Annotated in this window: 26 protein-coding genes; 15 read left to right on the top strand and 11 right to left on the bottom strand. The window is 59.8% G+C overall.

Features of this window, described 5'->3' with window-relative positions; all coding sequences use genetic code 11:
- The first annotated feature begins 101 nt into the window (after positions 1–101).
- Entirely contained in the window at positions 102–500 is a 399-nt protein-coding gene (locus AC2A6O_RS15125; RefSeq protein WP_498928257.1) for a hypothetical protein, read from the top strand.
- A gap of 29 nt (positions 501–529) precedes the next feature.
- Positions 530–934: a hypothetical protein gene (locus AC2A6O_RS15120; RefSeq protein ID WP_498928255.1), complete on the top strand. Its 405-nt coding sequence runs from the start codon at positions 530–532 to the stop codon at positions 932–934.
- A gap of 87 nt (positions 935–1,021) precedes the next feature.
- Here AC2A6O_RS15120 and AC2A6O_RS15115 read toward each other — a convergent pair whose 3' ends face one another.
- On the bottom strand, positions 1,022–1,741 hold the full coding sequence (locus AC2A6O_RS15115; protein ID WP_498928253.1) for a helix-turn-helix transcriptional regulator: 720 nt from the start codon (positions 1,739–1,741) through the stop codon (positions 1,022–1,024).
- Between the two features lie 84 nt (positions 1,742–1,825).
- Between AC2A6O_RS15115 and AC2A6O_RS15110 the strand changes: the two genes are divergently transcribed.
- From AC2A6O_RS15110 to AC2A6O_RS15095, 4 genes are all read left to right on the top strand, one after another.
- Positions 1,826–2,257, top strand: a complete 432-nt coding sequence (locus AC2A6O_RS15110; protein WP_498928251.1) for a RidA family protein — start codon at positions 1,826–1,828, stop codon at positions 2,255–2,257.
- Between the two features lie 216 nt (positions 2,258–2,473).
- A complete protein-coding gene (locus AC2A6O_RS15105; protein ID WP_148583978.1) occupies positions 2,474–2,707 on the top strand; it encodes a type II toxin-antitoxin system CcdA family antitoxin in 234 nt (77 codons plus the stop codon).
- Entirely contained in the window at positions 2,707–3,006 is a 300-nt protein-coding gene (locus AC2A6O_RS15100; RefSeq protein WP_148583977.1) for a CcdB family protein, read from the top strand. Before AC2A6O_RS15105 ends, AC2A6O_RS15100 begins: the two co-directional genes overlap by 1 nt.
- 460 nt (positions 3,007–3,466) lie before the next feature.
- Complete coding sequence (locus AC2A6O_RS15095; RefSeq protein WP_498928248.1) at positions 3,467–5,461, top strand: alkaline phosphatase D family protein; 1,995 nt, start codon at positions 3,467–3,469, stop codon at positions 5,459–5,461.
- 26 nt (positions 5,462–5,487) lie between these two features.
- On the opposite strand, the gene AC2A6O_RS15090 is transcribed toward AC2A6O_RS15095, so the two are convergent.
- Positions 5,488–6,108 carry a LysE family translocator gene (locus AC2A6O_RS15090; RefSeq protein ID WP_498928246.1) on the bottom strand — a complete coding sequence of 207 codons (621 nt, stop codon included), beginning with the start codon at positions 6,106–6,108 and terminating at the stop codon, positions 5,488–5,490.
- Between the two features lie 2 nt (positions 6,109–6,110).
- Positions 6,111–7,064 (bottom strand): DMT family transporter, encoded by a 954-nt coding sequence (locus AC2A6O_RS15085; RefSeq protein ID WP_498928244.1) that lies wholly within the window; start codon positions 7,062–7,064, stop codon positions 6,111–6,113.
- Positions 7,065–7,133: 69 nt separating this feature from the next.
- On the opposite strand from AC2A6O_RS15085, the gene AC2A6O_RS15080 reads away from it, so the two are divergent.
- Entirely contained in the window at positions 7,134–8,027 is an 894-nt protein-coding gene (locus AC2A6O_RS15080) for a LysR family transcriptional regulator (protein WP_498928242.1), read from the top strand.
- Between the two features lie 65 nt (positions 8,028–8,092).
- Here AC2A6O_RS15080 and AC2A6O_RS15075 read toward each other — a convergent pair whose 3' ends face one another.
- Positions 8,093–9,079 (bottom strand): class 1 fructose-bisphosphatase, encoded by a 987-nt coding sequence (locus tag AC2A6O_RS15075; RefSeq protein ID WP_148583972.1) that lies wholly within the window; start codon positions 9,077–9,079, stop codon positions 8,093–8,095.
- 308 nt (positions 9,080–9,387) lie between these two features.
- On the opposite strand from AC2A6O_RS15075, the gene AC2A6O_RS15070 reads away from it, so the two are divergent.
- Together AC2A6O_RS15070 and AC2A6O_RS15065 are read left to right on the top strand one after the other, a co-directional pair.
- Positions 9,388–10,509: a mannitol dehydrogenase family protein gene (locus AC2A6O_RS15070; protein WP_498928239.1), complete on the top strand. Its 1,122-nt coding sequence runs from the start codon at positions 9,388–9,390 to the stop codon at positions 10,507–10,509.
- Positions 10,506–11,507: an aldo/keto reductase gene (locus AC2A6O_RS15065; protein WP_498928237.1), complete on the top strand. Its 1,002-nt coding sequence runs from the start codon at positions 10,506–10,508 to the stop codon at positions 11,505–11,507. Before AC2A6O_RS15070 ends, AC2A6O_RS15065 begins: the two co-directional genes overlap by 4 nt.
- On the opposite strand, the gene AC2A6O_RS15060 is transcribed toward AC2A6O_RS15065, so the two are convergent.
- On the bottom strand, positions 11,492–12,331 hold the full coding sequence (locus AC2A6O_RS15060) for a GntR family transcriptional regulator (RefSeq protein ID WP_148583969.1): 840 nt from the start codon (positions 12,329–12,331) through the stop codon (positions 11,492–11,494). The two genes, AC2A6O_RS15065 and AC2A6O_RS15060, sit on opposite strands and share 16 nt — an antisense overlap.
- A 199-nt stretch (positions 12,332–12,530) precedes the next feature.
- On the opposite strand from AC2A6O_RS15060, the gene AC2A6O_RS15055 reads away from it, so the two are divergent.
- The 4 genes from AC2A6O_RS15055 (at position 12,531) to AC2A6O_RS15040 (ending at position 16,441) form a co-directional block, all read left to right on the top strand.
- Positions 12,531–13,553 (top strand): ABC transporter permease, encoded by a 1,023-nt coding sequence (locus AC2A6O_RS15055; RefSeq protein ID WP_498928235.1) that lies wholly within the window; start codon positions 12,531–12,533, stop codon positions 13,551–13,553.
- Between the two features lie 46 nt (positions 13,554–13,599).
- Complete coding sequence (locus AC2A6O_RS15050) at positions 13,600–14,541, top strand: ABC transporter substrate-binding protein (protein ID WP_498928233.1); 942 nt, start codon at positions 13,600–13,602, stop codon at positions 14,539–14,541.
- Between the two features lie 74 nt (positions 14,542–14,615).
- Positions 14,616–15,407, top strand: a complete 792-nt coding sequence (locus tag AC2A6O_RS15045) for an ATP-binding cassette domain-containing protein (RefSeq protein WP_148583966.1) — start codon at positions 14,616–14,618, stop codon at positions 15,405–15,407.
- Between the two features lie 38 nt (positions 15,408–15,445).
- Positions 15,446–16,441 carry a zinc-binding alcohol dehydrogenase family protein gene (locus tag AC2A6O_RS15040; protein WP_498928731.1) on the top strand — a complete coding sequence of 332 codons (996 nt, stop codon included), beginning with the start codon at positions 15,446–15,448 and terminating at the stop codon, positions 16,439–16,441.
- Positions 16,442–16,496: 55 nt separating this feature from the next.
- On the opposite strand, the gene AC2A6O_RS15035 is transcribed toward AC2A6O_RS15040, so the two are convergent.
- From AC2A6O_RS15035 to AC2A6O_RS15015, 5 genes are read right to left on the bottom strand one after another with little or no spacing between them, the layout of a single operon-like run.
- Positions 16,497–17,408, bottom strand: a complete 912-nt coding sequence (locus AC2A6O_RS15035) for an SMP-30/gluconolactonase/LRE family protein (protein WP_498928231.1) — start codon at positions 17,406–17,408, stop codon at positions 16,497–16,499.
- Complete coding sequence (locus AC2A6O_RS15030; RefSeq protein WP_148583963.1) at positions 17,405–18,367, bottom strand: ABC transporter permease; 963 nt, start codon at positions 18,365–18,367, stop codon at positions 17,405–17,407. The genes AC2A6O_RS15035 and AC2A6O_RS15030 overlap by 4 nt, the downstream gene beginning before the upstream one ends.
- On the bottom strand, positions 18,360–19,301 hold the full coding sequence (locus AC2A6O_RS15025) for an ABC transporter permease (protein ID WP_498928228.1): 942 nt from the start codon (positions 19,299–19,301) through the stop codon (positions 18,360–18,362). The genes AC2A6O_RS15030 and AC2A6O_RS15025 overlap by 8 nt, the downstream gene beginning before the upstream one ends.
- Positions 19,298–20,734 carry a sugar ABC transporter ATP-binding protein gene (locus AC2A6O_RS15020; RefSeq protein ID WP_498928226.1) on the bottom strand — a complete coding sequence of 479 codons (1,437 nt, stop codon included), beginning with the start codon at positions 20,732–20,734 and terminating at the stop codon, positions 19,298–19,300. The genes AC2A6O_RS15025 and AC2A6O_RS15020 overlap by 4 nt, the downstream gene beginning before the upstream one ends.
- 57 nt (positions 20,735–20,791) lie before the next feature.
- The gene (locus AC2A6O_RS15015) at positions 20,792–21,808 is read right to left on the bottom strand and encodes an ABC transporter substrate-binding protein (protein WP_148583961.1); all 1,017 of its coding nucleotides are present in this window, start codon (positions 21,806–21,808) and stop codon (positions 20,792–20,794) included.
- Positions 21,809–22,065: 257 nt separating this feature from the next.
- On the opposite strand from AC2A6O_RS15015, the gene AC2A6O_RS15010 reads away from it, so the two are divergent.
- Together AC2A6O_RS15010 and AC2A6O_RS15005 are read left to right on the top strand one after the other, a co-directional pair.
- Positions 22,066–23,304: a GAF domain-containing sensor histidine kinase gene (locus tag AC2A6O_RS15010; RefSeq protein ID WP_148584069.1), complete on the top strand. Its 1,239-nt coding sequence runs from the start codon at positions 22,066–22,068 to the stop codon at positions 23,302–23,304.
- Positions 23,301–24,044 carry a response regulator transcription factor gene (locus AC2A6O_RS15005; protein ID WP_148583960.1) on the top strand — a complete coding sequence of 248 codons (744 nt, stop codon included), beginning with the start codon at positions 23,301–23,303 and terminating at the stop codon, positions 24,042–24,044. Before AC2A6O_RS15010 ends, AC2A6O_RS15005 begins: the two co-directional genes overlap by 4 nt.
- A gap of 76 nt (positions 24,045–24,120) precedes the next feature.
- On the opposite strand, the gene AC2A6O_RS15000 is transcribed toward AC2A6O_RS15005, so the two are convergent.
- Positions 24,121–25,050, bottom strand: a complete 930-nt coding sequence (locus tag AC2A6O_RS15000; RefSeq protein ID WP_498928223.1) for a LysR family transcriptional regulator — start codon at positions 25,048–25,050, stop codon at positions 24,121–24,123.
- Positions 25,051–25,057: the final 7 nt, after the last annotated feature.

Raw genomic sequence — 25,057 nt, 5'->3', positions numbered from 1 at the left:
TTTCTGGAAGAAGGGACATGGCGGCGATCATGATCGCCCTGCCCTTCAAAAGGGGCAGCACTTAACTGCCCTATCGAGCACATACGGATAGGAGTTTTAACGTGAACGACAATAAAACGGTTCAGCTCGCACTCGTATGGCTCGTGCCAGCAGTCGGTGCCACGATCTTCGTCACGATCCAGTGCTTCTCTTATCTGAACAGCTACGTCGGCAGCGGCGGAACGATGCAGGCCACGACGTTCGACCCCGCCGCACTGTGGGGCGTATCCATATTTTACGGTGCCTGGGTTATCCCGCCGTTGTTGGCGCTCGCCCGAAGGCGTGCCACCGATTGGGCCATGCTCGGCCTCGGCGGTCTCCTTTTCATCATGAGCACGCTCGCCGGCGTGATGGACGGCTTGCGCGACGGCGGCCATCTTGTTGGCCTGGAACTGTTGGCCGTTACGCTTCCGGGCATGGTCGCACTCATCTTGTCGTGGCGGCACATCCGCTCGAATTGAAACCATCCATCCCCTTAGCGAGACGACACATGCCTTTGGACAACACAAATTTCCCGCTCGTCTGGATGAGCTATGACGAAGAGCCCGATCACGACCACGACGAAGACTTCGAGACCCTGGAGGCGAGCTTTAGGCGCGGCACACCTTTCGTGATCTTGACCGATAACGCTCCGACCGAACACCACGAGCACAGCCCGGAAGAAAAGAAGCGCACCGTGCTGTGGATGAAGAAACACAAGGCCGAACTCCGGTCGCTCGTTCTGGCGATGATCGTGATTGAGCCGAACCTCGCCAAGCGTATGGCATTCAAGCCCTTCGGCGTGGCCTTTGCCAAATTCTGGGGCTATCCAATGAAACTCGCCTCGTCCCGCGAGGAAGGCTTGGAGATCGCGAGGAAACTGCTGTCGGAGCGCGCCGTGTCTGCAACAGGCTGACATATAACGCTGCCTTGTCCACGTCCTGCGTTCTCACCAAGAGGATGGAGCAAGAGCAACGAACGTCACATCGTTCGGCCAGAGCGCTCAGCGCCGCATGTCGCCGAATGGGCATACATCGTCTTCGAAGGGCACATGCCGTCGCCGAAACAGCGTACCGTTCACAATCTCCGGCTTGGCGATCCTGTCCATTCGGAAGTGACGAAAATCCGTACGGTTGAAATCCCAGGCCACCAGATACCAAAGCGGCGGCAGGATGAGCATGGCCTGAGGTTCGACCTCTCTGACGGTTTCAACTCCCTTGGCATCACGGTAACAGAACCTCAGATGCTGCCGTTGCAGAAATGCCGCCTCGAACGCAGGCAGCAACTCGGAATCAATTGAACCCAGATTTGAAATATCCTGCCGGGGTGACAGTTTCCCCACATACAAGCAGTCCAGAAGCCGACGCAGGTCACGCACCTTGTCGCCGGCAAGCGCCTTTTCGATCTTGGCGAGGCCTGAATCGGCAAGATCGGAAAAGGGAAGAGATCGGGCCGCGCGCATCGACGCCACGCTGATAATCAGCGCAAATACTTCAACCACCGAGAGACGCGCTGTGGTCTGCATCGATGCCGGATCAAGTTGCAGCCCGCCACCCCGACCGGACTCCGAATGAATGACGAAGCCCTGGTCGCGCAGCGCACCGATATCGCGCAACACCGTTCGCCGGGACGCCCCGATTTCCTGCGCAAGACTATCGACCGTTGAGGTTCCGTTACGCCGTAGGATGCGGACAATGGCGTCGTGTCTGAGACGGATGTTCATTTGCCCAAGGTATCGCTTTCGGTGACAAAATTTGGCACCGAATTACCTTAAGCGGGTCATGTCAACTCAACAAGGAGAGTGAACATGACATCCCAGGACCCAGCCCGAGCCATTTCTTCTAAACCGGTCATCGTCAATCCTTCCCACCTGCACGACCCAACGCCAAATGGCTACAGCACGGCCCTCATCACCCCTGCGTCCGGTCGGCTCGCCTTCATCTCCGGTCAAGGTGGACAGGACCAGACCGGCACACTTTCGCCGAACTTCGGTGAGCAGGTAAAACAAGCCTATGCAAACCTTGCCGCTGTAATCGAGGCACTCGGTGCCCATCCGGATCAAGTCGTGAAACTGACCGTATTCGTGGTCGACCACGATATGTCCAAACTGGGCGTGTTGACGAAGAATGTGACCCGGATGTTTGGTGCCAGACTTCCAGCACAAACATTGGTACCCGTACCAAAGCTTGCCATCGACCCCATGCTTTTCGAGGTTGAGGCTGTGGTTCATCTGGACTGACTATCCGGTTGAAGTCCGCCACGCCGGTGCCTGGGCAGCCCCGCCTGGTCAGAGGTGGGAACAATGTCACCGCTTCGCCGCAGGTTAAGGGGCGTCCGGAGTGTCCATGCGCCGCTGGCAATTATAGTTTTTTCAATGCGCATAAATTACGCGCATTGAAAATGCGTGAGAAAGGGGCTACCTTCTGTTTCAGGATCTGAATGGTTTGGAAGCACAATGGCACGCGTTCACGCCCGCAAGGCGACGAATTTGACGATTGATATGTCCCTGGTCGGTTCGGCGAAGGATTTGGGCGTGAATATCTCCCAGGCGGCCGAGGAAGGCATCCGGCGTGCCGTATCGCAAGCCCGTGCGGACCGCTGGAAACAGGAAAATCAGGCGGCTTTGAACAGCTCCAACGACTTTGTCGATCAACACGGTTTGCCGCTCGAAACAAGCCGCCTGTTTTAATGGCCAGAAATCAGCTCTACCGGATGAAGCCGGATCGCGTCCTGGTGCTGGACGTGCAGGCCGACCTTCTGGAAAGCCTGAACACACGTGTCGTGGTGCCGCTATTGCCAAAGTCACGCGCCCCGACCCCCGCAGCCTACCTGAACCCGGTATTCCGTTGGGAGGGCGAGGACTACGTCATGGCAACCCAATTTCTCGCTGCCGTGTCAGTGTCCCAACTGGGGGATCCTCTCGGAAGCCTTGACGAGAACTTCGCCGAAATCACGCGAGCGCTGGACACCCTGTTTCAGGGCTTCTGACCGTCGCCGAAGCAAGGTGCGTCGGCGCCCAAAAAACACCATATGACTCAAGCCATTTCCACCCGGCTCTCGCTTTGGGCGTCGAAGTAGATAGCCTGATCGGTGTCATAGCCGATCCAGATGCTTTGTCCTCCTGCGGTCATCCCATGGCATGGCATGGCGCCGTGCAGCACTTCTGGTCCACCCGGCCAGAATTTGCGGATGTCGGTTAGCTCAAGGTCACGGAAGCTGTCCTGATCTCATCGGATATGAAGGGCTGACGCCCAACGTTTCTGCAGCCTCGTCCTTCCGCTTTGAAAAAAGTCTCCCGCGCCGCGAACGAAACCGCGGAGCAATCGTTGATCTAGAGATACTTGGATACCGACGTTGCAAGCCATATCTCTACGGCAGCAACATCAGCATGACGAAGACGGTGGGCACTCACACCGTGTGTGTTTGGCAGACGGACGAGGAGTTCACTATGACAGTCGGAGCCGGTCTCCCTATCATCCTGGCGGGACCGATCCTGCGCCGTGTCACGGCGAAAAGCGTTAGCCTTTGGCTCGCGGCCTCCCGGCCTTGCGACGTGCGTCTGGAACTTTTCCCGGAAGGCCAGGCTGACCTCAATCAGACATATGAAACAGGCGGCACGAACTGGCCGATCGTGAAGGCGGGGGACAGCCTTTATTATCTGCTTGTCGACATCGAGCTGGAGACATCGCTGCCCACCGACGTCCTCATTTCCTACCGCCTGAGCGTAAAGCCCACCAACAGCGCGGAGGAAGCCTGGCAGGATCACACGGTGTGGGCATCCGACCTTTGCTATCCGGGACGCGACCTGCCTTGTTTCAAAGTGCCCGACCGCATTACGTCCCTTTTGCACGGGTCCTGTCGCAAACCGCATGCGCGCACCCGGGACGGCCTGGTCGGAGCCGATGAACTCCTGCGCAAGGCCCTTGATTGCACGAAGGCAGAAGCTTCCGACGCCCCCGCCCTGCCGTCGCTGATTGTCATGAGTGGTGACCAGATTTATGCCGACGACGTTGCCGGACCCATGCTCCAGGCCGTCAGTCTGCTGATTGAAAAGCTGGGGCTTGCCGACGAACCCCTGGACGGCGCCGAGCCGGGCCTGCCGGCTTCCGGCAGCGCGCTGCGAGAATCCGGCAACCTGCTTTACCGCCGCGACAAGCTTCTTCCCCGGGTCTACAAGGACAAGACCGTGTTCGACGTCTTGTTCGGCGGCACGGAGAAGCCGGTTTTCACCACCCAGCACGCCCGCAACCACCTCGTCACACTCGGCGAGATGCTGGCGATGTATCTGCTCGTCTGGTCGCCTGCCCCATGGCAGGACATGCCGGAGTTGAAACAACCGGAGGATCTGGAGGCCGACGACGCGGCAATGTATGCCGAAGAAACGGAAACACTGAAGGAATTCCGGGCCGATCTGCCCGCCTGCAGGCGGGTGATGGCACATCTTCCCACAGCGATGATTTTCGACGATCACGACATCACGGACGACTGGAACCTGTCGCTAGCCTGGGAGCAGGCCGCCTACACCCATCCGCTGTCGCGACGGGTGATCGGCAATGCCCTTATTGCCTATGCGCTCAACCAGGCCTGGGGGAACCGGGCGCCGACCATCGGGCCGGACATCATTCCCAGCGTGGAGGCTGCGCTTGACGCTCCGGGGTCAGAGGCACATGAAACGGCGATCAACCGGCTGCTTGAATACGAACAATGGGACTTTCAGTGGCAAACGTCGCCGCCGCTGATCGTTCTGGACACGCGCACGCGCCGCTGGCGCTCCGAACGCGACGCCAGCAATCCGTCCGGCCTTCTGGACTGGGAGGCGGTCACGGACCTTCAGACCCACCTGAAAGGCAAGGATGCGGTTCTTCTGGTATGCGCGGCCCCGATCTTTGGCGTCAAGCTGATCGAAACGGTACAGAAGCTGTTCACGCTTGTGGGCAAGCCGCTGACGGTGGATGCGGAATACTGGATGGCCCACCCGGGAACCGCCAGCGCAATCCTGAACGTGTTCACTCACCGGGGCACACCCCAGCATTTCGTCATCCTGTCGGGCGACGTGCACTACTCGTTCGTTTATGATGTCGAATTGCGGCAGTCGGCACCGAAACTTTCCGGCGTGGTCGACGACGGACCCAAGATCTGGCAGATCTGCAGCAGCGGCATCAAGAACAAGTGGCCGGACAAGCTGATCGATATCCTCGACCGTGGCAACAGGTGGGCGTTTTCGCCTCGCTCCCCCCTGAACTGGTTCACCAAGCGCCGCGGCATGCGCGTCATCCCGCGTAAGCCCGTCGGCACACCGCATGGCCGCCGGCTCCTGAATGCGTCAGGGATCGGGCTTGTGGAGCTGGATGAAACGGGTGCGCCTGTCGACATTCACGAGGTCATGCCAGACGGCTCACTTGTGTCGTTCGAGCGCCGGGAAGCGGAGGCCCGCGAAGACTGAAGCTTGCCGACGCAAGCTTTTTTTCTTCAGCGCGTTATCGCCATGAGCGCACTTCCACCCATCATGAAACCACCGCCTGCGTATCCCATGCGCCGCCGGGCCAGGCTGCTCTGAAAGATTTTCCGCGCACGTGCGGCGATAACAGCATAGCCGGTCAGAAAAACAACGACGACAAGGCTGGAGGTTATCGTCAGCACCGCGAGCTGGACCGCCAGATCGCGTGCGGGGTCGATAAACTGCGCAAGGAAGGCCATGTAAAAGACGATAGCCTTGGGATTGAAAATGGCCGTCACGGTTCCGGCCCAGAAGCTGGCCCAGGGTGAGCCTGCCTGCACGGAGGCTTCATGGCTCCCGCCGTCGCGGCGCGCCTCGCGAATCTGGCTGTACCCCAGCCAGGCGAGATAGAGGACACCCGCCCATTTTACTGTCTGGAACAGAAGTGTAGACGCGGCAAGAATTGCGCCGACCCCGGCAAAGGACAGACCTGTCAGAATGATGCTTCCAACTACATCGCCAACAATGCACATCATTGCCGCGGTCTTCCCCCGCATGAGGGTTTGACCCACCACGAGCATGACGCTCGGCCCGGGAATGATGGTCAGAATGACACAGGCAAGTGTGTAGGCAAGCCAGGTTTCCAGAGACACGTTCAACTCTCCTTTGGGATCAGGCAGCGGCGGGTTGCGGCAAGAGGCAGTGAGGCGAGGAGCGCGGCACACCCGATGAGGAGTATGCCAGCCAGATCTGCTCTGTCTGGCATATCCGCGAAGAAGACAACACCCCAAACCACCGCGAAAACGAGATAACCGTTGTCGAAGACCCCGATCAAAGGGGCCGGTGCCAATTGGTAGGCACAAGCCACGGCCACCGTGATGATTGCAAGCAGCAGTCCCAGCAGGATCAGAAGACCCCACGCCGACCCAGAAAGATCTGGCCAGGCGTTCAGCAGGAACCCTGCGCCGTCAGGGACGGACACGAGGTGAAGCACTGCTACATAGGCACCGCCAGAAACGGCAAGCACGAGGTTCAGGTTGAACGCCAACGCAAGCGGAGGCTCGTAGCGACATCTGGCGAAGGTGATGACCGCCGCAAGGGCATAAAAGAATCCCGCCAGCAAGGGCAGAACCATCACGGGAGAAACGTCCCCAGCGCCCGGCCGCAGCAGGATAACCACACCCGCCAGCCCAAGGAGAATGGAGACGCCGCTTTTCACGCTGACAGGCTTGCCGAGAAGAACCGACGTCAGAACGGCCATCCACATGGGCGAGGTGTAGTAGCAGGCAGCCGCCAGGGAGAGCGGCATCAGGGGCAGCGCAGCGAAGTAGAAGCCCCACATCAGGGCAAGGCACAGGCTACGGAGCCAGACCCAGATGTTGCCAGAGAACCCCACGCGCGAAATACGCCCCCTGACAAAGAGCACGCCCGCGAGCAGACAGGCCGCAACGGCTGAGCGAACCAGCAGCAGCTGACCAAGCGCAATGCCATCACTGTTCAGCTTGACCAGTGCGTCGGACAGGGACAGCAGCAGCACAGCTCCGGTAATCGAAAGGATCCCGGCGAGGAGAGGTCCACCTTGTTGTTTTGCGGAAAATAAGGATATCATTTCCTCATGGAACTATGTTTTTCACGCCTGCAAAAATGAGATTTTTCGAAAAATACATGACTGGAACGCATGAATAAGGACGACATCCCCCTGGCCCGTCTGAGGCCCTTCGAAGCTGCGGCGCGCTATGAAAGCTTCACACGCGCGGCGGAAGAACTTGGCCTGACCCAGACTGCCATCAGCCGGCAGATCGGCCAGCTTGAAGAAGAACTGGGTGTGCATCTGTTCGAGCGGCGCAACCGCGCGGTATTTCTGACAGAGGAGGGAAAACGTCTTGGCCAGGTTGTCGGTGAGGCCTTGCGGGCCATCCGCACAGAAGTTGCCGCAATTCGCGGAACGGGCGATCCCGACACCGTTGTCCTGCGCTGCCAACTCTGCGAGGCCTTTTACTGGCTGATGCCCCGCCTCTCCGGATTTCACGCGGCACATCCGGAAATCCAGCTTCAACTTGTCAGCGCCCTGGAACCTTTGACGGAAGCCCGCGAACCCTTCGACGTTGCCCTTCAGACCACGGGACGGGCCGCCGGAGCCGCTCGCCTGTTGTTCACCGCATCGGACGAAATTTTCCCGGTCTGCGCACCGGCTCTTCTGAAAGACCTGCCTTTACCGCTGACACCGCAAGAGGTCTCGCGCTTCCCGCTCCTGTCGCACCGGGTCGTGCCTCAGGACTGGTTTGACTGGCCTGACTGGTACCAGGCCATCGGCGTGCCGCGGCCAACCCTTCACAAAACCATTTACTTCGACAGCTATCCGCTGGTGCTTCAGGCGGCTGTCGCCGGACAGGGTGTCGCCCTTGGCTGGGCACGCACGGTGGGCGGCCTCATTGAAGAAGGCAAGTTGTGTTCGCTCTGCGACGTCACCTTGAAAAGACCGAGTGAAATCTCGGTCTACCGGGGCACAAAACAGTCGCGGCACGGGGCCGTCGACCAATTGATCGCTTGGCTCCGCACCGAATTGACGTGAGCTGAAAGCGCTGAAAACGGCCCCCGCGTCGCCGTCGCCGGTTGCGGGGGCCAGCAGGCCACGCGCTAGGCGTTTTCCGCGCAATAGGAAATGAACATGTCGACGTTCTCGGGCGAACCGAAGATCAGCGGTATGTTCTGGTGCAGGCTTTCCGGCAGCAGATCCAGAATAGGCGTCTGTCCGTCCGTCGCCTTGCCGCCTCCCTGCTCTATCAGGAACGCGATCGGTATGGCTTCATAGATCAGGCGCAGCCGGCCGTTTTCAAACCCTGGGCGCTGGTCGCCAGGATAGAAGAACAATCCGCCCTGGAGCAGAATCCGGTGAAACTCTCCGACTGCCGAGGCAAACCAGCGCATGTTGTAGTTTTCACCGAGCCGCCCCTCCTTGCCCTTGAGAACATCTTCGGAGAACCGCTTGACCGCATCCGGCCAGTGGCGAGCATTGGAGGCGTTGAAAGCCAAAGTGCGGGACCTTGCCCGTACCTGGTGATTTTCCCGCAACATCCTGAAGGCGCCCGCAGCCCTGTCAAAGACAGCAAGGTGGAGGCCATTGCCCAGGCTGAACCCGAGATCTGTCGAATGTCCGAAGGAGACATAGCCGGCCGCAACGACGGACCGCCCCGTGCACATAAAACCTTGTTCGGATGCCGGCAGGATCGAAAACAGCGTCCCCAGCGGTGCGCCCGTGCCGATGCTGCCGGACCCGTCGATGGGGTCGATGGCAACGTCCAGCGTGCCTTCCGGATTGAGAAGGATGATCTCTTCCGCTTCTTCGGAAAGCAGCTGGCGGACACCAGCGGCCCGAAGCGCTTCAACCATGTGCAGATGGGCACCAACATCGAGCGCCTTTTGCCGGTCTCCGCTTTCGTTGGTGCCGACGATCTCGGCAGGGTCTCCCGGCAAACAGCCCGCAGCGAGCCTGTCTGCCAGAGCCCCGGTCGCGTCGGCAATGGCTTCCAGCACCAAAGCTGTATCTCTCGCAGCGTGTTGTCTTGCCAGATACGCCTGCAGCGTCTCGGCGTTTGTGTCCTTGTCATTCGGAAGTTTCAGCATGGTTCCTTAAATTCCCCGGGCGGGGTCATCTGTTGCGGTTGGCCCGCTCTTAATTACGTCGTTTCAGGCGTTTCCATCGCTTCGACATTGCTTGTAGCACGTCTTTTGACGCCATCTGTATCGGTTCCTGCATCTCGAAAGCAGAAAAATGCCGTAAGGGCAGCTAATTTTGCCATCCTTCCTTCCAGATCCACGCACCTGTTTGCAAATGCAATGGATTATTTTTGAGCGGACCAAACCGGAACAGGAAACCGCTTGATTTAGATTGTTTGTAAAAATAATAAACAGTCATCATTCGGGAGTGAAAAATGCCGACATCAGCAATCGTTCAATTCGGGACCAGTCGCTTCCTTCAGGCGCATGTGGATCTGTTCGTATCGGAGGCCATGGCCGAAGGGCAGGACGCTGGCCCCATCACGGTGGTGCAGACCAGCGGCGACACATCCCGGGCACAGCGTCTGAAAGCTCTGGCAGCCCCGTCTGGTTACGAAGTGCGGATCAAGGGCATCGAAGACGGCGTTCTGGTGGATACGAGCAAAACCGTCAACAGCATCAAACACGCCTTCTCCTTGCCTGACGACCTCGACGAGGTTGTGGAGATCGTGGCCGAAGAAACGCGAATCATTGTCTCCAACACCGCCGATGCAGGATTTCGGCCTCATAAAGCCGACACAAGCACCGAGTTTTCCATTGAGATGTCCTATCCGGCCAAGCTCACGTGGTTTCTGTTTCAAAGGTTCAAAGGCACTGGAGCGCCCATTCAGGTCATGCCGGCCGAACTGATCCCTGAAAACGGCAAGGTTCTCCGAGATCTGGTCATGGCGATTGCTGCGCTCTATCCACCCGAATTTACCGATTGGCTACGTTCCAAGGTGACCTGGGTGAATTCCCTTGTCGACAGGATCGTCTCCGAACCACTGGACCCCGCCGGGGCGGTGGCCGAGCCTTATGCGCTTTGGGCAATCGAGGATCAACCGGGCCTCATTCTGCCTTGTGAGCACCCCTGCGTTCAGGTCGTCAAGGATCTGGACCAGGTCGAAACCCTGAAGCTGTTCATCCTGAACCTCGGACACACCTATCTCGTGTCGCGGTGGCTGGCGGCAGGCAACGCGCGCCTGCAGTTCGTCCGGGAACTGATGGACAGTCCCGACTTTGGCCCCGACCTGAAAGATCTCTATCGACGGGAAGTCCTCCCCGCCTTTGCGGCTCATGGCAGAAGGCATGAAGCCGAAGCTTACGCCACCACGACGATCGACAGGTTCAAGAACCCGTTTCTGGACCACAAGCTGGCCGACATCGCGCAAAATCATGATGAGAAGATAATCCGGCGCATTTCGTCCTTCCTGTCCTGGGCCCGCAAAGCCGACCCGTCGCTTCAAATGCCGCGGCTGGATGCAGTTGCGCATACGTTGGCGGCTGCACAGTCATGAGAGAGCGCAGACGCATCGGCAAGACGGATGTTCAGGTGACGGACATCTCGTTCGGAGCATCTGCGATCGGAAACCTCGGACGGGCGGTTTCGGACCAGGAGGCGTTTGAAGTTCTTCAATCGGCCTGGGACGCCGGTATTCGTTATTTCGACACCGCGCCGCATTATGGCCGTGGCCGGTCCGAGGAACGACTTGGCCGGTTCCTGGCCTCCAGACCGCGTGAAGACTATGTCCTGTCGACCAAGGTTGGGCGTGTCTTGTCTCCCGGGCCCACGATGAAGGAAGCTGACGGCTTCATCGATCCGCTGCCAAACGACGTTCGCTACGACTATTCGGGTGACGGCATTGAAGCGTCGCTGGAAGGCAGCTTCGAGCGGCTGCAGACGTCTTGTGCGGATATCGTCTATATCCACGATATCGGCACCTACACGCACGGTGCTGCCAATGAAACGCATATGCGGGATTTGCTGGCGACCGGCCTCGACCGTCTGCAACGGATGAAGGATCGGGGAAAGATCCGCGCCTTCGGTATTGGCGTGAACGAGACCCGAATTTGCATGGACCTTCTGAAAGAGACCGATCTGGACGCCATCCTGCTTGCCGGACGCTTGACCCTGCTCGATCGGGAAGCCGAAAACGGTCTCGTCGAGGAATGCCGGCAAAGGGAGACCAGCCTGGTTCTCGGCGGCATCTTCAATTCCGGTATTCTGGCGACAGGACCGGTCGAGGGGGCCTGGTTCGACTACGCACCAGCCTCCAGCGACATTCTTGCAAAGGTCACCGCTCTCCAAGAGCAGGCCGAGGACATGGGACTGTCGCTCGCCAGCGCGGCCCTTCACTTCGCCCACAGCTATCCTGGCGTTGCGTCCGTTCTTCTGGGAACGTCCAAAGTCACGTCCTTGCGACGCAATCTGGACAGCCTCGCTGAGAACCTGCCTGCTGATTTTTCAAGTAGGTTCGGCGGTCCTCTGACAGTGAGCCTTCAGGCAAATTTGTGAACGCGCAGCGATTGCAGGAGCGTTTCCTTTGATCGGCGGAGATGCTTGATCGCGGCGGCCTCCGACCTTTCGCTGTCCCGCTCAAGCATTGCGTCGATCCACTCCAGATGCTCATCAATCGCGGCCGCGTTGCGTTCCAGTTCGTCGCGTTTGTCCCACATGTAGTGGTAATTGAAGATCAGCTTGATAAGCTTTTGCGCTTCAAGGACAAACCGGTTCCGGACCACGCTGTTGATGGCCGAGTGAAACTTTTCGTCCAGCAGGGAAAAGTCGTGGTAGCGCTCTGCGATGACGGACTTCAGGTCCTCGTGTTCGCGCCTCAATACCTTCAGTCTGTTCCAGATTTCATGGTCCGCAGGCAGAGTGAGCAATTGCCTGACCGCATTCAGTTCCAGGAGCATGCGAAACTCGGAGAGTTCGATCGCGAACTCCGAGGTAAACCCCAGGAGCGACCAGCCGCCTCTGGGGCGGCGCTCAACGAGACCCAGCCGGCTTAGCCCGGCCAGGAATTCCTGCAGATTGTGAACGGGAACACCGAACTGGCGGGAGAGCTGCGCCACGTTAAGCGAGGTTCCCGCTGGAACGTCGAAACGCAGGATCCATTCGAAGAAGCTGTGTTCCAGTTCCTCGGCGGACAAGGCGCTTTCCGCTGGAACCAGACGGTGCTCCGCTTGAGGTTTCCGGATCAGCATCTTGCTGCGTCCTTCCCAGCGGATGAGCTTGTCGCTATCCAGCTTTTGCAGAGCGCTGCGCACGATGGTTCTGCTCACGTCCATCCTGTCCGCAAGTGCGGTCTCGGCGGGCAGCTGATCGCCAACCTCCATGTCGCTGCATATGTCCAGCAACCTGTTGTATGCGCTTCTGAATCGTTCGTCCGTTCTTGCCATGGCGTAGCGTAACATATCCAAAACGCCGGACAATTCCAATCGACTGTATTAAAAAATAAAAAACTGTTGACGCGACAGTTCATTCAAGCTCATATGTTTTTAATTATTAAACTCAATATCCGGCCCGGGAGGATTTATGGCGGATCTTGATCGAGGAGCAGAGCCTGCAGCCTGGACGCTCAAACTGTCAGCCGGCTCCTTTCACAAGCTGTCGGCGCTGCTGACGCTTGCTCTGCTGATCTTCGCGTTTTCCTTTGGCAACGCAGCTTTTTTCTCCATCAACAACGGACTGACGGTGCTTTTGCAGACGTCCGTCATCGGGTTGCTCGGGATCGGGATGACGATGGTCATCATCACCGGCGGTATCGACCTTAGCGTCGGCTCCGTCCTGGCGCTTTCGGGAACCGTCACCGGCTTGAGCATCAAGGCTGGCATACCGGTGGCCCCGGCCATGGCCATTGGCGTGATGGCCGGCGCGGCCTGCGGCCTCATCAACGGGTTCGTCATTACCAAGATGCGCATAACCCCGTTTGTGGCGACCCTCGGCATGATGCTGATCGCCCGCGGCGTTGCCCTTCAACTGACAGGCGCCGCACCGATTTCGCGACTGGGTGAGAGCTTCGGCCTTCTCGGCAACGGTTCGCTGTTCCGCATCGTGGAAAAAACCGGCGGCATCTTTCCGAAAGTCGTTTTTCCGGGAATTCCCTATCCGGTCATTCTGCTTGGCATCGTCGCGGTCGCCGGGGCCTACCTGCTCAGGCGGCGCCAGATCGGCCGGCATATCTATGCGACCGGATCCAACGAGGAAGCCGCGCGTCTCTCCGGCGTCCTGGTCGACCGCACAAAGATCTTCGCTTACGTCCTGTCGGGCGCCCTGGCCGGTCTCGCCGGCAACGTTCTGATGTCCCGCCTTGTGACGGTCCAGCCGAACGAAGGCGTCATGTATGAGCTCGACGCTATCGCGGCGGCCGTCATAGGCGGAGCTTCGCTCATGGGCGGCGTTGGCAATATTTCCGGAACGATGATCGGCGCGGCCATCATCGGGGTTCTGCGGAACGGGCTCAACATGGCCGGTGTCTCGGCCTTCATCCAGCAAATCGTGATCGGCATCATCGTCATTCTGGCGGTCTACGTAGATCAGATCAGAAACCGGCGCTGAGAAAGCCGGTCGTTTACCTGAGTAACTTCAGACGGAGGAGAATGAAATGAAGAAGCTTTTGACAACAGCAATGATGGCAAGCGCCCTTGCACTGTCGGCAGCAGCCGCACAGGCTGGAGAAATCGCGGTCATCGTCAAGACGACGAATTCCAACTTCTGGCAGAACGTGAACAAGGGCGCCAGCGCGGCTATCGAGGGTCAGACCGACCACACGATGACGTTCAACGGTCCGGCATCGGAATCGGCCGTCGCAGACCAGGTCAATCTTGTCGAGAACGCCATCAACCGGGGCGTATCGGGCATTGTTCTGGCTCCGTCCGATCCGGAAGCCCTGATCCCGGCCGTGAAGAAGGCCTATGAATCCGAAATTCCCGTCGTCATCATCGACTCCGCTCTCGCTGAAAACGGCAAGGAATATTACCAGGCGTTCCTGTCGACCGACAATTGCGCGGCAGGACAGCTGGTTGCCGACAAGATGATTTCGGAAGTGGGAACCGAAGGCAAGGTTGCCGTGATGTCCTACGTCGCCGGTGTCGGCTCCGAACTCGGCCGCGTCGGCTGTTTCGTCAAGCGGATCGACGACAAGTCGGACATCGAGATCGTCGGTCCCTACTACTCTCAGTCGCAGATGGCCACCGCCTTGAACCAGACCACCGACATCCTGGCCGCAAATCCGGATCTTGTCGGCATCTTCGGTGCCAATGAACCGACCGCCATCGGCATGGGCCGGGCCCTGGCACAGGCCGGAAAGGCCGGCAAGGTCGTCGCAATCGGCTTTGACGGTAACACCGACCTGCAGGATTTCGTACGTGACGGCACCCTGGCCGCAACGGCCGTTCAGGGCTCGTTCCAGATGGGCGAGATCGGTGTCCAGACTATTCTGAAGCTCTTGAACGGTGAATCGGTGCCGAACTTCATCGACACCGGCGTTGTTCTGGCAACCAAGGACAACATCGATCATCCGAGCGTTCAGAACGTCCTCTACTAAAGCCAAAAAACCTGGCCGGAAGCCCGCATTTGCAGGGCTTCCGGTCCTACCAATCGTCGATCGGGACACGGAATATGAAACCAGATGCTCAGTCCGCGACACCGCTGGTGCAGATGGACTCAATCGAAAAGCACTTTGGCGGCATCAAAGCCGTGAACGACGTCTCCCTTGACCTCTATCCGGGTGAAGTCGTGGGCGTTCTCGGCCACAACGGCGCTGGCAAATCGTGCCTGATGCGGATCCTGTCCGGAGCGATGATCCCCAACGAGGGGACGATCCGGGTCAATGGAGAAGTCGTCGATATCCAGACGCCTCATGACGCGCGCGATCTGGGCATAGAGACCATCTATCAGACACTGGCATTGGCCGATCATCTGAACGCGCCCGCCAACCTGTTTCTCGGCCGGGAGCTGAAAACGCGGTTCGGCAATCTGGACGACAACCGGATGATGGCCGAAGCGGTCAGTGTTCTGAAAAGGCTCAATCCGAATTTCAAGAACCTCAACGATCCGGTATCCAGCCTGTCTGGCGGCCAGAGACAAGTCGTAGCCATCGCCAGAGCGATCTATTTTGACGTCAAGATCCTGATCATGGACGAACCGACCGCCGCTCTCGGCCCTTCGGAGACCGCCATGGTCGGCTCCCTGATCAGGCAGTTGCGTGAGGAAGGGATCGGTATCCTTCTGGTCAGCCACGACATGCATGACGTTTTCGAACTTTGCGACCGCGTCATCGTCATGAACAAGGGCCGGAAAGTCGGCTCGCACCCGATTGAAGACGTGACCAAGGACGATGTCCTCAGCCTTATCATCAAGGGCGACCTGCCTCATGACTGGGCTCCCCGGAGCCAGAAAGCCGTTCAATGACTCTCGAAACGACCAAGTCGCCGGCGGTGGCGCAATCAATGGCCTGCGGCACCGTTGTCGAGCCAGGCGTCTTCACGCTCGAAACGCGGGACATGCCGGGCGAAGCACCAGCGGGCTGGGTGCTCATCGACATCCAGGCTGTCGGCATTTGCGGTACGGATTATCACATCCTGGAAGGCAAACACCCGTTCCTGAACTACCCGCGGGTGATCGGTCATGAGCTCAGCGGCAGGATCGCGGAAAGCACCGGTTCCTGGACCGCGGGTGAACTGGTGGTGGTCAACCCCTACCTTTCCTGCAACACCTGCCGCGCATGCAAACGCGGCAAGCCGAACTGCTGCAGCAATATCGAGGTTCTCGGCGTTCACCGGGATGGCGGCCTGTGTTCCCGCATCGCTGTACCGGAGCAAAATCTCTATCCCGCGACCGGCCTGAGCGCACTGCAGGCCGCGATGGTGGAGTTTCTCGCCATCGGGGCCCATGCCGTGCGCCGCGCAACCCTTTCTGCCGAGGACCGGGTGCTGGTCACCGGGGCCGGTCCCATCGGCATTGGCACAGCCCTTTTCGCCCGGCTTTCGGGAGCCGAGGTCCATCTCATGGACATGAGCCGCGCGCGGCTGGACCAGGCAACTGCAAAATTCGGGTTCGAGAACACGCATCTTGCAGGCACCGATATTCTGTCAGGCCCGCTGCAGGACGGGTTCGACGTCATTTTCGATGCCACAGGCAATGCGAATGCAATCGAGGCCGGCTTTTCCCTGCTCGCCCATGGCAGCCGCTATGTTCTGGTGAGCGTCGTGAAGGAAACCATCAGCTTCAGCGATCCGGAGTTCCACAAGCGCGAAACCCAGCTCATCGGCAGCCGGAACGCGACCAAGGAAGATTTCGAGACCGTCATGTCGGCAATTCGCGATGACAGGATCGATACCGATGCCCTGTGCACGCTGACACTCCGGCTTGAGGATCTTCCGAACAAGTTCAGCGAACTCGCAAAGGACCGAGAAGGCCTGATCAAGGCCATCGTGACCTTGTAGACACCTGACAGGCGTTGCCGCTCAGTAGCGCGATAGGTTTCAAATCGGCGATCTTTTAGATCGCCGATTTTGCGTTGACTGCAATCTCATAGACCGATGTGGTTGCGGTGATCAGCAACCGGTTGCCCCGAACGCCACCGAAACAGAGATTGGCGACCACTTCCGGTACCAGGATCTTACCGAGGCGTGTGCCGTCCGGGTGGAAGCAGTGGACTCCATCGGAGGCAGAACTCCACAGGTGACCGGCAGCGTCGACCCGCATTCCGTCCGGAAGGCCGCTGTCTATCGTGGCAAACACCTTGTCCGACAGGATCTTGCCGGTGTCGTCCAGCTTGAAGGCGCGGATGACGGACGGGACGTCCGGGTCGTGACTGGAGCCGGACTCCGCCACATAAAGAACCCGCTCGTCCGCAGAAAACGCCAGGCCGTTCGGCTGGGTGAAATCGGTAATCATCGCTTCCACCTCACCCGTTGCGGGGTCGATGCGATAAACGTTGCGCGCGGCCTGTTCCGGTTCTGCCAGGAAGCCTTCGTAATCGCTCAAAATGCCGTAGGTCGGATCGGTAAACCAGATGGCCCCGGTCGACTGGACGATGACGTCATTTGGCGAATTGAGACGCTTGCCCTGGTAGCGGTCGGCAACCACGGTCAGGCTGCCGTCCAGCTCGGTGCGGGTAACGGACCTTGTACCGTGCTGGCAGGAAACCAGACGCCCCTGACAGTCCCTTGTGTTGCCGTTGGCGTAGTCCGCAGGCTGGCGATAGGTGCTGATCTGGCCGTCGAGGGTCAGGCGCATCACCCGGTTTGCGGGGATGTCGGAGAACAGCAGCACCTGGTGATCGGCAAACCAGACAGGCCCTTCCGTCCATTCGAAACCGGTCGTAAGCTGGCGCAGCCTGGCGTTCTTCTGGATCAGCGCCGTGAACCGCGGATCATCGATCTGATAGGGGGACGAGAAACTGTTCATGCGGATCTGCCCTTTCCGGATGCGGCAGCGACAATGGCGATGATGATTGCGCCGGTCATGATCAGGCGCACGCCTGCGCCGAACCCATAGGAATTCAACATCGAGACGACCAGGAACATCAGCAGCGCCCCGCCCCAGATACCCGGCACATTCGAATTGCCGCCGGCGATGGAGCAGCCGCCGATAACGACGACGGCGATGGAGATCAGAAGGTATTCCGTGCCCATGTTGAGCGCGGCTCCTCCTGAAAAACTTGCCAGAAGGTATCCGGTGAAGGAGGCGAGCACGGCGGACGCGATATAGGTGACCGCCCGGACCGTCTCCACCGGTATCCCGCTCAGGCGGGCTGCACGGGTGTTCTGACCGAAGGCGGACACCCAGCGACCGAAAAGAGAGCGCTCCAGCACCACCCAGCTCATGAGTGCGATCAGCACACCGATGATCGTCAGGTTTGGAAGGCCTGCGAGCGAACCGGTCGAAAAATCCGCAAGCGCTTCCGGTGGTTTGATCCTGAGACCGCGGTTCCACCAGATTGCCAGCGACTGGTAGAGGAAGGACGCCGACAGGGTCGCGATGATCGGTGGGATCCGCAAGAGACGGATCAGCAGGTAGTTGAAGATCCCGGCGCCAATGCCGACGGCCAGCGCGAGCGCCAATCCCGGCAGGATGAGAGCCGCGGCGCCATCCATGAACTTGAGAGACAGGGTGCCTGCCAGCGTCATGGTAGCCGGTATCGACAGATCGACATTGCCGGGTCCCAGCGTGATGACGAACATCTGGCCCAGCCCGACAATGGCCGAGAAGGACGCGAACGTCAGTGCTGCGGACAGCAGTTCTCCGCCGCCCCGCCCTTCCGTCAGTGAAAGGGTTGCGAAATAAGCGATGGCGCTGGCCGCAAATGCCCAGAACCAGGGGCGTCTGGGGATGGCAAGAACTGTCGAAAGACGGGAGTTATCCATTTTCGGCTCCCTTCCATTTCCGGCCGCGGCGGGAGAAGATCAGCCGCACGGCAAGTACAAGGATGAGGATGGCGCCCTGGGCGCCGATCTGCCAGTCGGGCGACAGGCGCATGAACGACAGGAAGCTACCGGCCAGGGCAAGCGTCAATGCACCGAGAACCGCCCCGACAGGCGACACCCGACCGCCGGTGAACTCCCCTCCCCCCAGGATCACGCCTGCGATGGAAAGCAGCGTGTAGCGCAGGGCAATGTTGGCATCGGCGGAAGTGGTCAGACCGACCAGGCACACTCCGGCGAGAACGCCGAAGACACCGGCCAGCGCATAGGCGCCGGCTTTCAGTTTCGTGACCGACCAGCCGGAGCGGGCTACGGCCTGGGCATTCCCGCCGACGGCCCGCAGAAGCGTGCCTGTCGAGGAGCGCATGATCAGAAGATGCGTCAGCCCGGCAATGAGGATGCAGGCCACCACTGCCATCGGCACCAGCGGCGGCTTGACGGTCATGACCGTTCGGATCCACGTCGGAGCAGCGCCCCCCGGTGAAGGCAGTAACAAAACCGCCAGACCGCCCCAGACGAACGACATGCCGAGCGTGACCACGATGGCCGGAAGCTGGCGGATGTGAATAAGCGCGCCGATGGCCGCATAGGCGAGGATCGACGCCAACAGGATGGCCACGCCTATGAGCGGTGCGTCGTTCAGGAAAGTTGCCGTCACGCAGGCCACGAAGCTGACGAACGTTCCCACCGACAGATCAATGTCGTTGACCATGATGATCATCATCTGCGCGATCGTTGCCAGTGCGATGGGCACGGCGAGATTGAAGAGCAGGTTCAGGCCGAAATAGCTCATCGCCCGAGGCTGAAGATAAAAAACGGCCGCCAGCAGAACCGTCAGGGACAGCACAGGAAGCAGAATGCGGTACTTGCCGTTCATGCCCCGGCTCCCTGCATCTGGAAGGAGGCCGCCAGAATGTTCTCTTCGGTGATGCCGTCACCGGTCAGTTCTGCTGAAATCTGGCCATTGCGGAACACAAACACCCGGTCGCACTGGCGGACTTCCTCCGTTTCCGTTGAATACCAGAGGAAGGTTCGCCCGTTGGCAGCTTCCGTTCGGATCATGTCGTATGCTTCCTGTTTGGTGCCGACATCGACACCGCGCATGGGATCGTCCATCACCACGATGGGAGCGGTTGAGGCCAGCGCTCGGGCAAACAGCACTTTCTGCTGGTTGCCGCCGGACAGGGACAGGATGAGGTTGTCCAGATTGTCGGTCCGAATGCCGATGCGCTTCTTCCAGTCCGCCCCCAGAGCCTGTTCCGCCACCGCGTCGACCAGCCCCCGCCGGGTCAGGCTCGGAAGGTGGGTCAGGGTGAGATTTCGAAGGATCGACCAGAGCGGCATCACGCCGTCCCGGCCACGGTCACCGGCAACGAAGGCCACTTCAGGATCTTTCACCCACCCGGGTTTTCCAGACCGCGACATGAAATACCGGGCCAGGGCTTCGGCCTGTCCATGCCCGGCAAGGCCCGCCAGGCCAACGACCTCGCCCTTTCGGGCGTTGAGGCCCTCAGGGGTTTTCAGAACTTCCTTGCCAATGCGCTGGCTGCTTTCAACCGTGGCTCGAGCCGCAGTCTTCTCGGCAGCAACATGCCCCATGGCATCGATCAGACCCTGTTGGGTAAACTCCGACGCCGGCCTGCTGGCAATGATCTTGCCGTCTTTCATCACGTCGATGCGCGAAGCGACTTCGAAAACCTCGCCCAGCATGTGCGAGATGAAAATGACAGCACCGCCGTTGGCGCAGAAGCGGCGCACATGGTCGAGCAATTGCCGGGCAATGGAGGCATCGAGCGACGACGTCGGCTCGTCGAGAATGACGAGGCGCGGCGGTGTCGGGCCACCGGCAAAACCGGCTGCGATTTCCACCATCTGACGTTCGGCCAGGGTCAGGTCGCCAACGATCATACCGGGTTGGATCCGGTGTCCCGGAAAGATCTCGTCAAGCGCACCGGCAATCCGCCCGGCAGCGGTTCTGCGCCAGCCGAAGCCTGTCAGATCACGATGTGGAACCCTCAGGTTTTCCAGAACAGACAAGTTGGGGCACAGCGAAAGCTCCTGAAAAACGCTGCGGATACCGCACGCACGCGCACGAGCCACGCCCGTACCGTTCTTGCCATCTTCATGCCCGTACCGGACCTGTCCATCCGTTGGTGTCAGTCCGCCGTTGATCACGTTGACGGCTGTCGACTTGCCCGCTCCGTTGTGTCCCATCAGACCGACACATTCGCCGGCACTGACAGACAGACTGACCCCGTCGAGCGCGCGCACCGCACCGAAGTGGACACACGCGCCCGAAAGGGCAACCAACGGGACATCCGGTATCGACCTACCGGCGCCAGTTGCCACTTCCAATTCCGTCACTCCTTATTTGGCAGCAGCAATGACGGACTTGGCGTCTTCCTGACTGTATTCGACGTTCGCCACCGACCCTTCCGGTGTCGCGGCAAGCGTCTCGTCGAGCGTGTCCTGGGTCACCTTCAGGAAAGGAACGGTGAGGTCCTTGGGCACTTCGGCACCATCAAGAACCTGCTGGGCGACCCAGAGGGCGAGCGTGCCAACGCCCGGTGCGATGGAAAGCGAGAGGGTCTCATAACCGTTTTCATCACGAGCTTCGGCCCACCACTTCATTTCGTCCTGACGGTTGCCCATCACGATGATCGGCATATCCCGGCCGGCGGCCTTGATCGCCTGTGCGGCACCGTAGCCATCGCCGCCCTGCGTCACGACGCCAGAGATCTCCGGCAGGCTTGGCAAAACACCGGCAACCGCTTTTTGAGCGACATCCTGTGCCCAGTCGCCATGCACCGATCCGACGATCTTGAACTTCGGAAACTCCGCGACACCCTCTTCGATACCCGCATGGATTTCGTCATCCACGAAGACACCGGCAAGACCGCGAATTTCCAGAAGGTTGCCACCATCCGGCAGGCGCCCGGCGAGATATTCGACCTGCTGGCGGCCCATTTCCTTGAAATCGACAGCAATGCGCCACGCACAGGGTTCGGTGACAATGCCGTCGAAGGAAACGACAGTGATGCCCGCGTCGCACGCTTCCTTGATCGCGCCATTCAGGGCGGTCGGCGAAGCTGCGTTGACCACGATTGCGTCGTAGCCCTGCAGAATCATGTTCTGAATCTGGGCGGCTTGTTCGGTGGCCTGGTTTTCGGATGTGGTGAATGCATCGGCGGCGGCGACCACGCCGTCTTCCACGGCCTTGTCGCCAACTTTGGCCCAGCTTTCCAGCATGGCCTGCCGCCAGGAATTGCCGGCGTAATTGTTGGAAAGAGCGATACGTTTGTCGGCGGTGTCCGCGACAGCGTGACCCGGCAGGGTGACCGCAACGAGCGCGGCAGCCCCCAGGAGCTTGGCTTTGGTGTTCATGTTTCCTCCCTGACGCCAACAGGCGCCTTTGATAACGGGACACGGTTCTCCCAACGCATCCCGTGGTCAGATTGCGGAGCGGAAGGAGTTGCGTAAAGCAGGAGAAACGCATCACGGTTGCGGGAACCCGCAACCGTGATGCACTTGAACGCCTAACAGATGGGTTGCCGATGCAGGCGCCGTACCGCACACTGGCGAACAAGAAACGGGAGGAGCTTGTTGTTGCCATGCGACAGGAAGCCAATGAAAATCAGGAGATGTCAGAGCCGACGGCTCTCGTCTCCCTGCTGCGCATTTCCAGTCATCTGGCCGGCCAGGTGGAAATTCGGGCCGCCTTGAGATCGGTCAAGGCCGAGATCGAGAACCTGTTGCCAATCGATCACCTGGATGTCTGCCTGGTGGATGACAAGGTAACCTGGAACACAAGCTATGAAGTGGGCATCAAGACGCGGTGGAGCCTGTCGCGCACGCCCGTGGCCATCTCGCCCATACGCAGCATCCTGCTTGGTGAAACGGATTACATGCTCACCAGCAACGCGATGGAAGACGAACGCTACACCTACGAAGGTGCGCTGGCCCAGCCGATCATCAAGCACAAGCTGCGCAGCCGCGTGAATGTTGCCATGAAGGTGCTTGGCCGCACGATTGGCGCACTCAACTGTTCTTCCTGCACCCCGGACATCTACGACGAGGCAACCGTTGTGCGGGTCAGGCAGATTGCCGATGTGCTCGCGCCGTATTTCTATTCCCTGCGCGCCAACGAAAAAGCCAAGCGTGCGGCCGTGGTGCGCGCGGAAGCCCAGGCGCGCGAAGAAGGCCTGCGGCAAGGCGCGCTGGAGCTGACGCGGGTTCTCGAACAGGAACGTCAGCGCATCGGCATGGATCTGCATGACCAGACATTGGCCGACCTGACCCGGATCATGCGCGATGTCGAGAAAATGGATGCGGCCACGGACAAGGCGCAGGTCATCAGCAGCATTCAGCATTGCATCGGCGATCTCAGGCGGATCATCGACACCGCCGTTCCGACGATCCTGGATCTGTTCGGATTTGCCCACGCCTTGCGGATACACCTGGAACGCGCTGTCGAGGATGTCTCGTCCACGAGCCTTGAAACGCTGGACGAAACGGACGGCGAGATCGACACACTCGACCCCACCATCCGCATCGCCCTGTTTCGCATTGCCCAGGAAGCGATCAACAACGCCGCCCGCCATTCCGGCGCCGACCAGATAAGCGTCACCGTAAAGCGCGTGAAATCCGGCCTGCAGATGACGATCAAGGACAACGGCAAGGGGCTTCCCGGCTACCGGTTTGGCCGTCAGCCCAGCAAGGCAACAGGTGGCATTGCCCACATGCGCACACGGGCCCGGCTGATCGCCGCGGAATTCAGCATGGCGAGCAAGGCCGGCACCACCATTACGGTGAAGCTGCCGCTGAGCTGCGCCACGACCCAGGAGAATATGCCGCAGACGGTCGAGGAAGAGCTCGCATGAAGGTGCTTCTCGTCGAAGACGATCAGTTTCATGCCGGCTACCTGAGTGAAGCCCTGCAGCTGGCTTTGCCGGACGTGAAGGACATCTTTCACGCAACCAACGGCCTCGAAGGTGAATTGCTGGCCCGCAAGCATTCCATACAGTCGGTGGTGATGGACCTGCAAATGAAGGAACGCAACGGGATTGATGCGGCCCGGACAATCTGGCGAGAGCGCCCCCAGACCCGTATCCTGTTCTGGTCCAACTATTCCGACGAGGCCTACCTGCGCGGCATTGCGCGGATCGTGCCTCAGGAAACATCCTATGGCTACGTGTTGAAGACGGCCACACAGGAGCGGCTTCACCTGGCACTGCGGGGCGTGTTCCTGGAATCCCAGATCGTGGTGGATCAGGAAATCCACCGGGTCCAGCAACGCCACATCCGCACCCACGACACGCTCACCGACAGCGAATATGCGGTTCTTCTCGACATGGCCCTCGGCCTGTCGGACAAGATCATCGCCGTGCGGCAAGGTCTGTCGTTGCGGACCGTTCAGAACCGGCTTTTGTCGCTCTATGACAAACTGGGCGTCGATAATCTTGAAACGGTTCCCGCCGACTTTGCGATCAACAAGCGGACGCGCGCCATCACACGCGCCCTGAACCTGCGCGCCATCAACGCCGAAAGCCTGGAAAGTGCCGAACGGGACCTGCAGAAGTGGCTAGATACCTATCACGACCCGATCGAGAAGGTGCGCTGAAGCAGCGGCACGGCGCACAAGCCTCACCGCGGAACCGGATAGTGCCAGATAGATCGCCTCCGAAAAGGGGCCGCGGTCAGAGCCGGGCGATCAATTGCCTGAACTGGGCGCGCGCTATCTCGACCTCACTGACGATCCAGGCGCGCAGGTCCCGATAGCCTTCCGTGCCAGCATAGGCAGGCGTGGTGATCAGCCAGTATTTTGCTCTGGATGCGACAGGCTCACCGACGGCCTCCAGAAATCCCGCCTCAATGTCGTTTTCGACCAGAAGTGTTCGTCCGAGCGCCACACCCATGCCGCTGATGGCAGCCTGGATCGCCAAATCTGCCCGGGCAAAGGAGCTGAGAGGCCTTGCCGGCGGTTCCATCCAGTCCCGGCCTTTGAAATAGTCGTTCCAACTGAACCCCGTACCGTCCGACACGCCGGTTCTGTCGGAAAGAAGGGCAAGCTCCTGCTCGCCAGGGGTCATCTGGCCTTTCAACAGACCGGGCCGAGCAACCGGGACAAGATGTGCGGTTAACAACGCTTCGGCATGAAAACCGGGATAAGGCCCGGCACCGTAGCGGATTGCGGCCTGGGCTTCGCCTTCGTGCAGGTCGATAAGCCTGTCCTCCACGTCGACCACCAGTTCGAGGCCAGCGGCCTGGGCGCGGTGGAGGGCCGGAATGACCCACTTCATGGCAAGCGAGGACGACACGGACAGGCGGATAGTCCTGGAGGTCCTTACGTCCGCTATCCGGGACAGCGCACTGTCCCAGACCTCGTGACAGCGCTTGGCGGCGTCGCAGACGATCCGTCCGGCTTCTGTGGGGACGATCCGCCGGGTTGTCCGCTCGAAAAGCCGGATGCCGAGCGCAGCTTCCAGAGACTTGATGCGATGGCTGACAGCCGATTGCTCCAGCCCAACTGCGACGGCAGCACGGGAGAAGTTTCCCTCTTCCGCAATGGCGTTGAGCAGCACTGCGTTCAGCATCAGCCTGCTTTGCAGGTCGTCCCGCTCATTCATGAATTTC

Source organism: Labrenzia sp. ATLA3, assembly GCF_057180185.1.
This window is presented reverse-complemented; position numbering and strand designations above follow the sequence as displayed.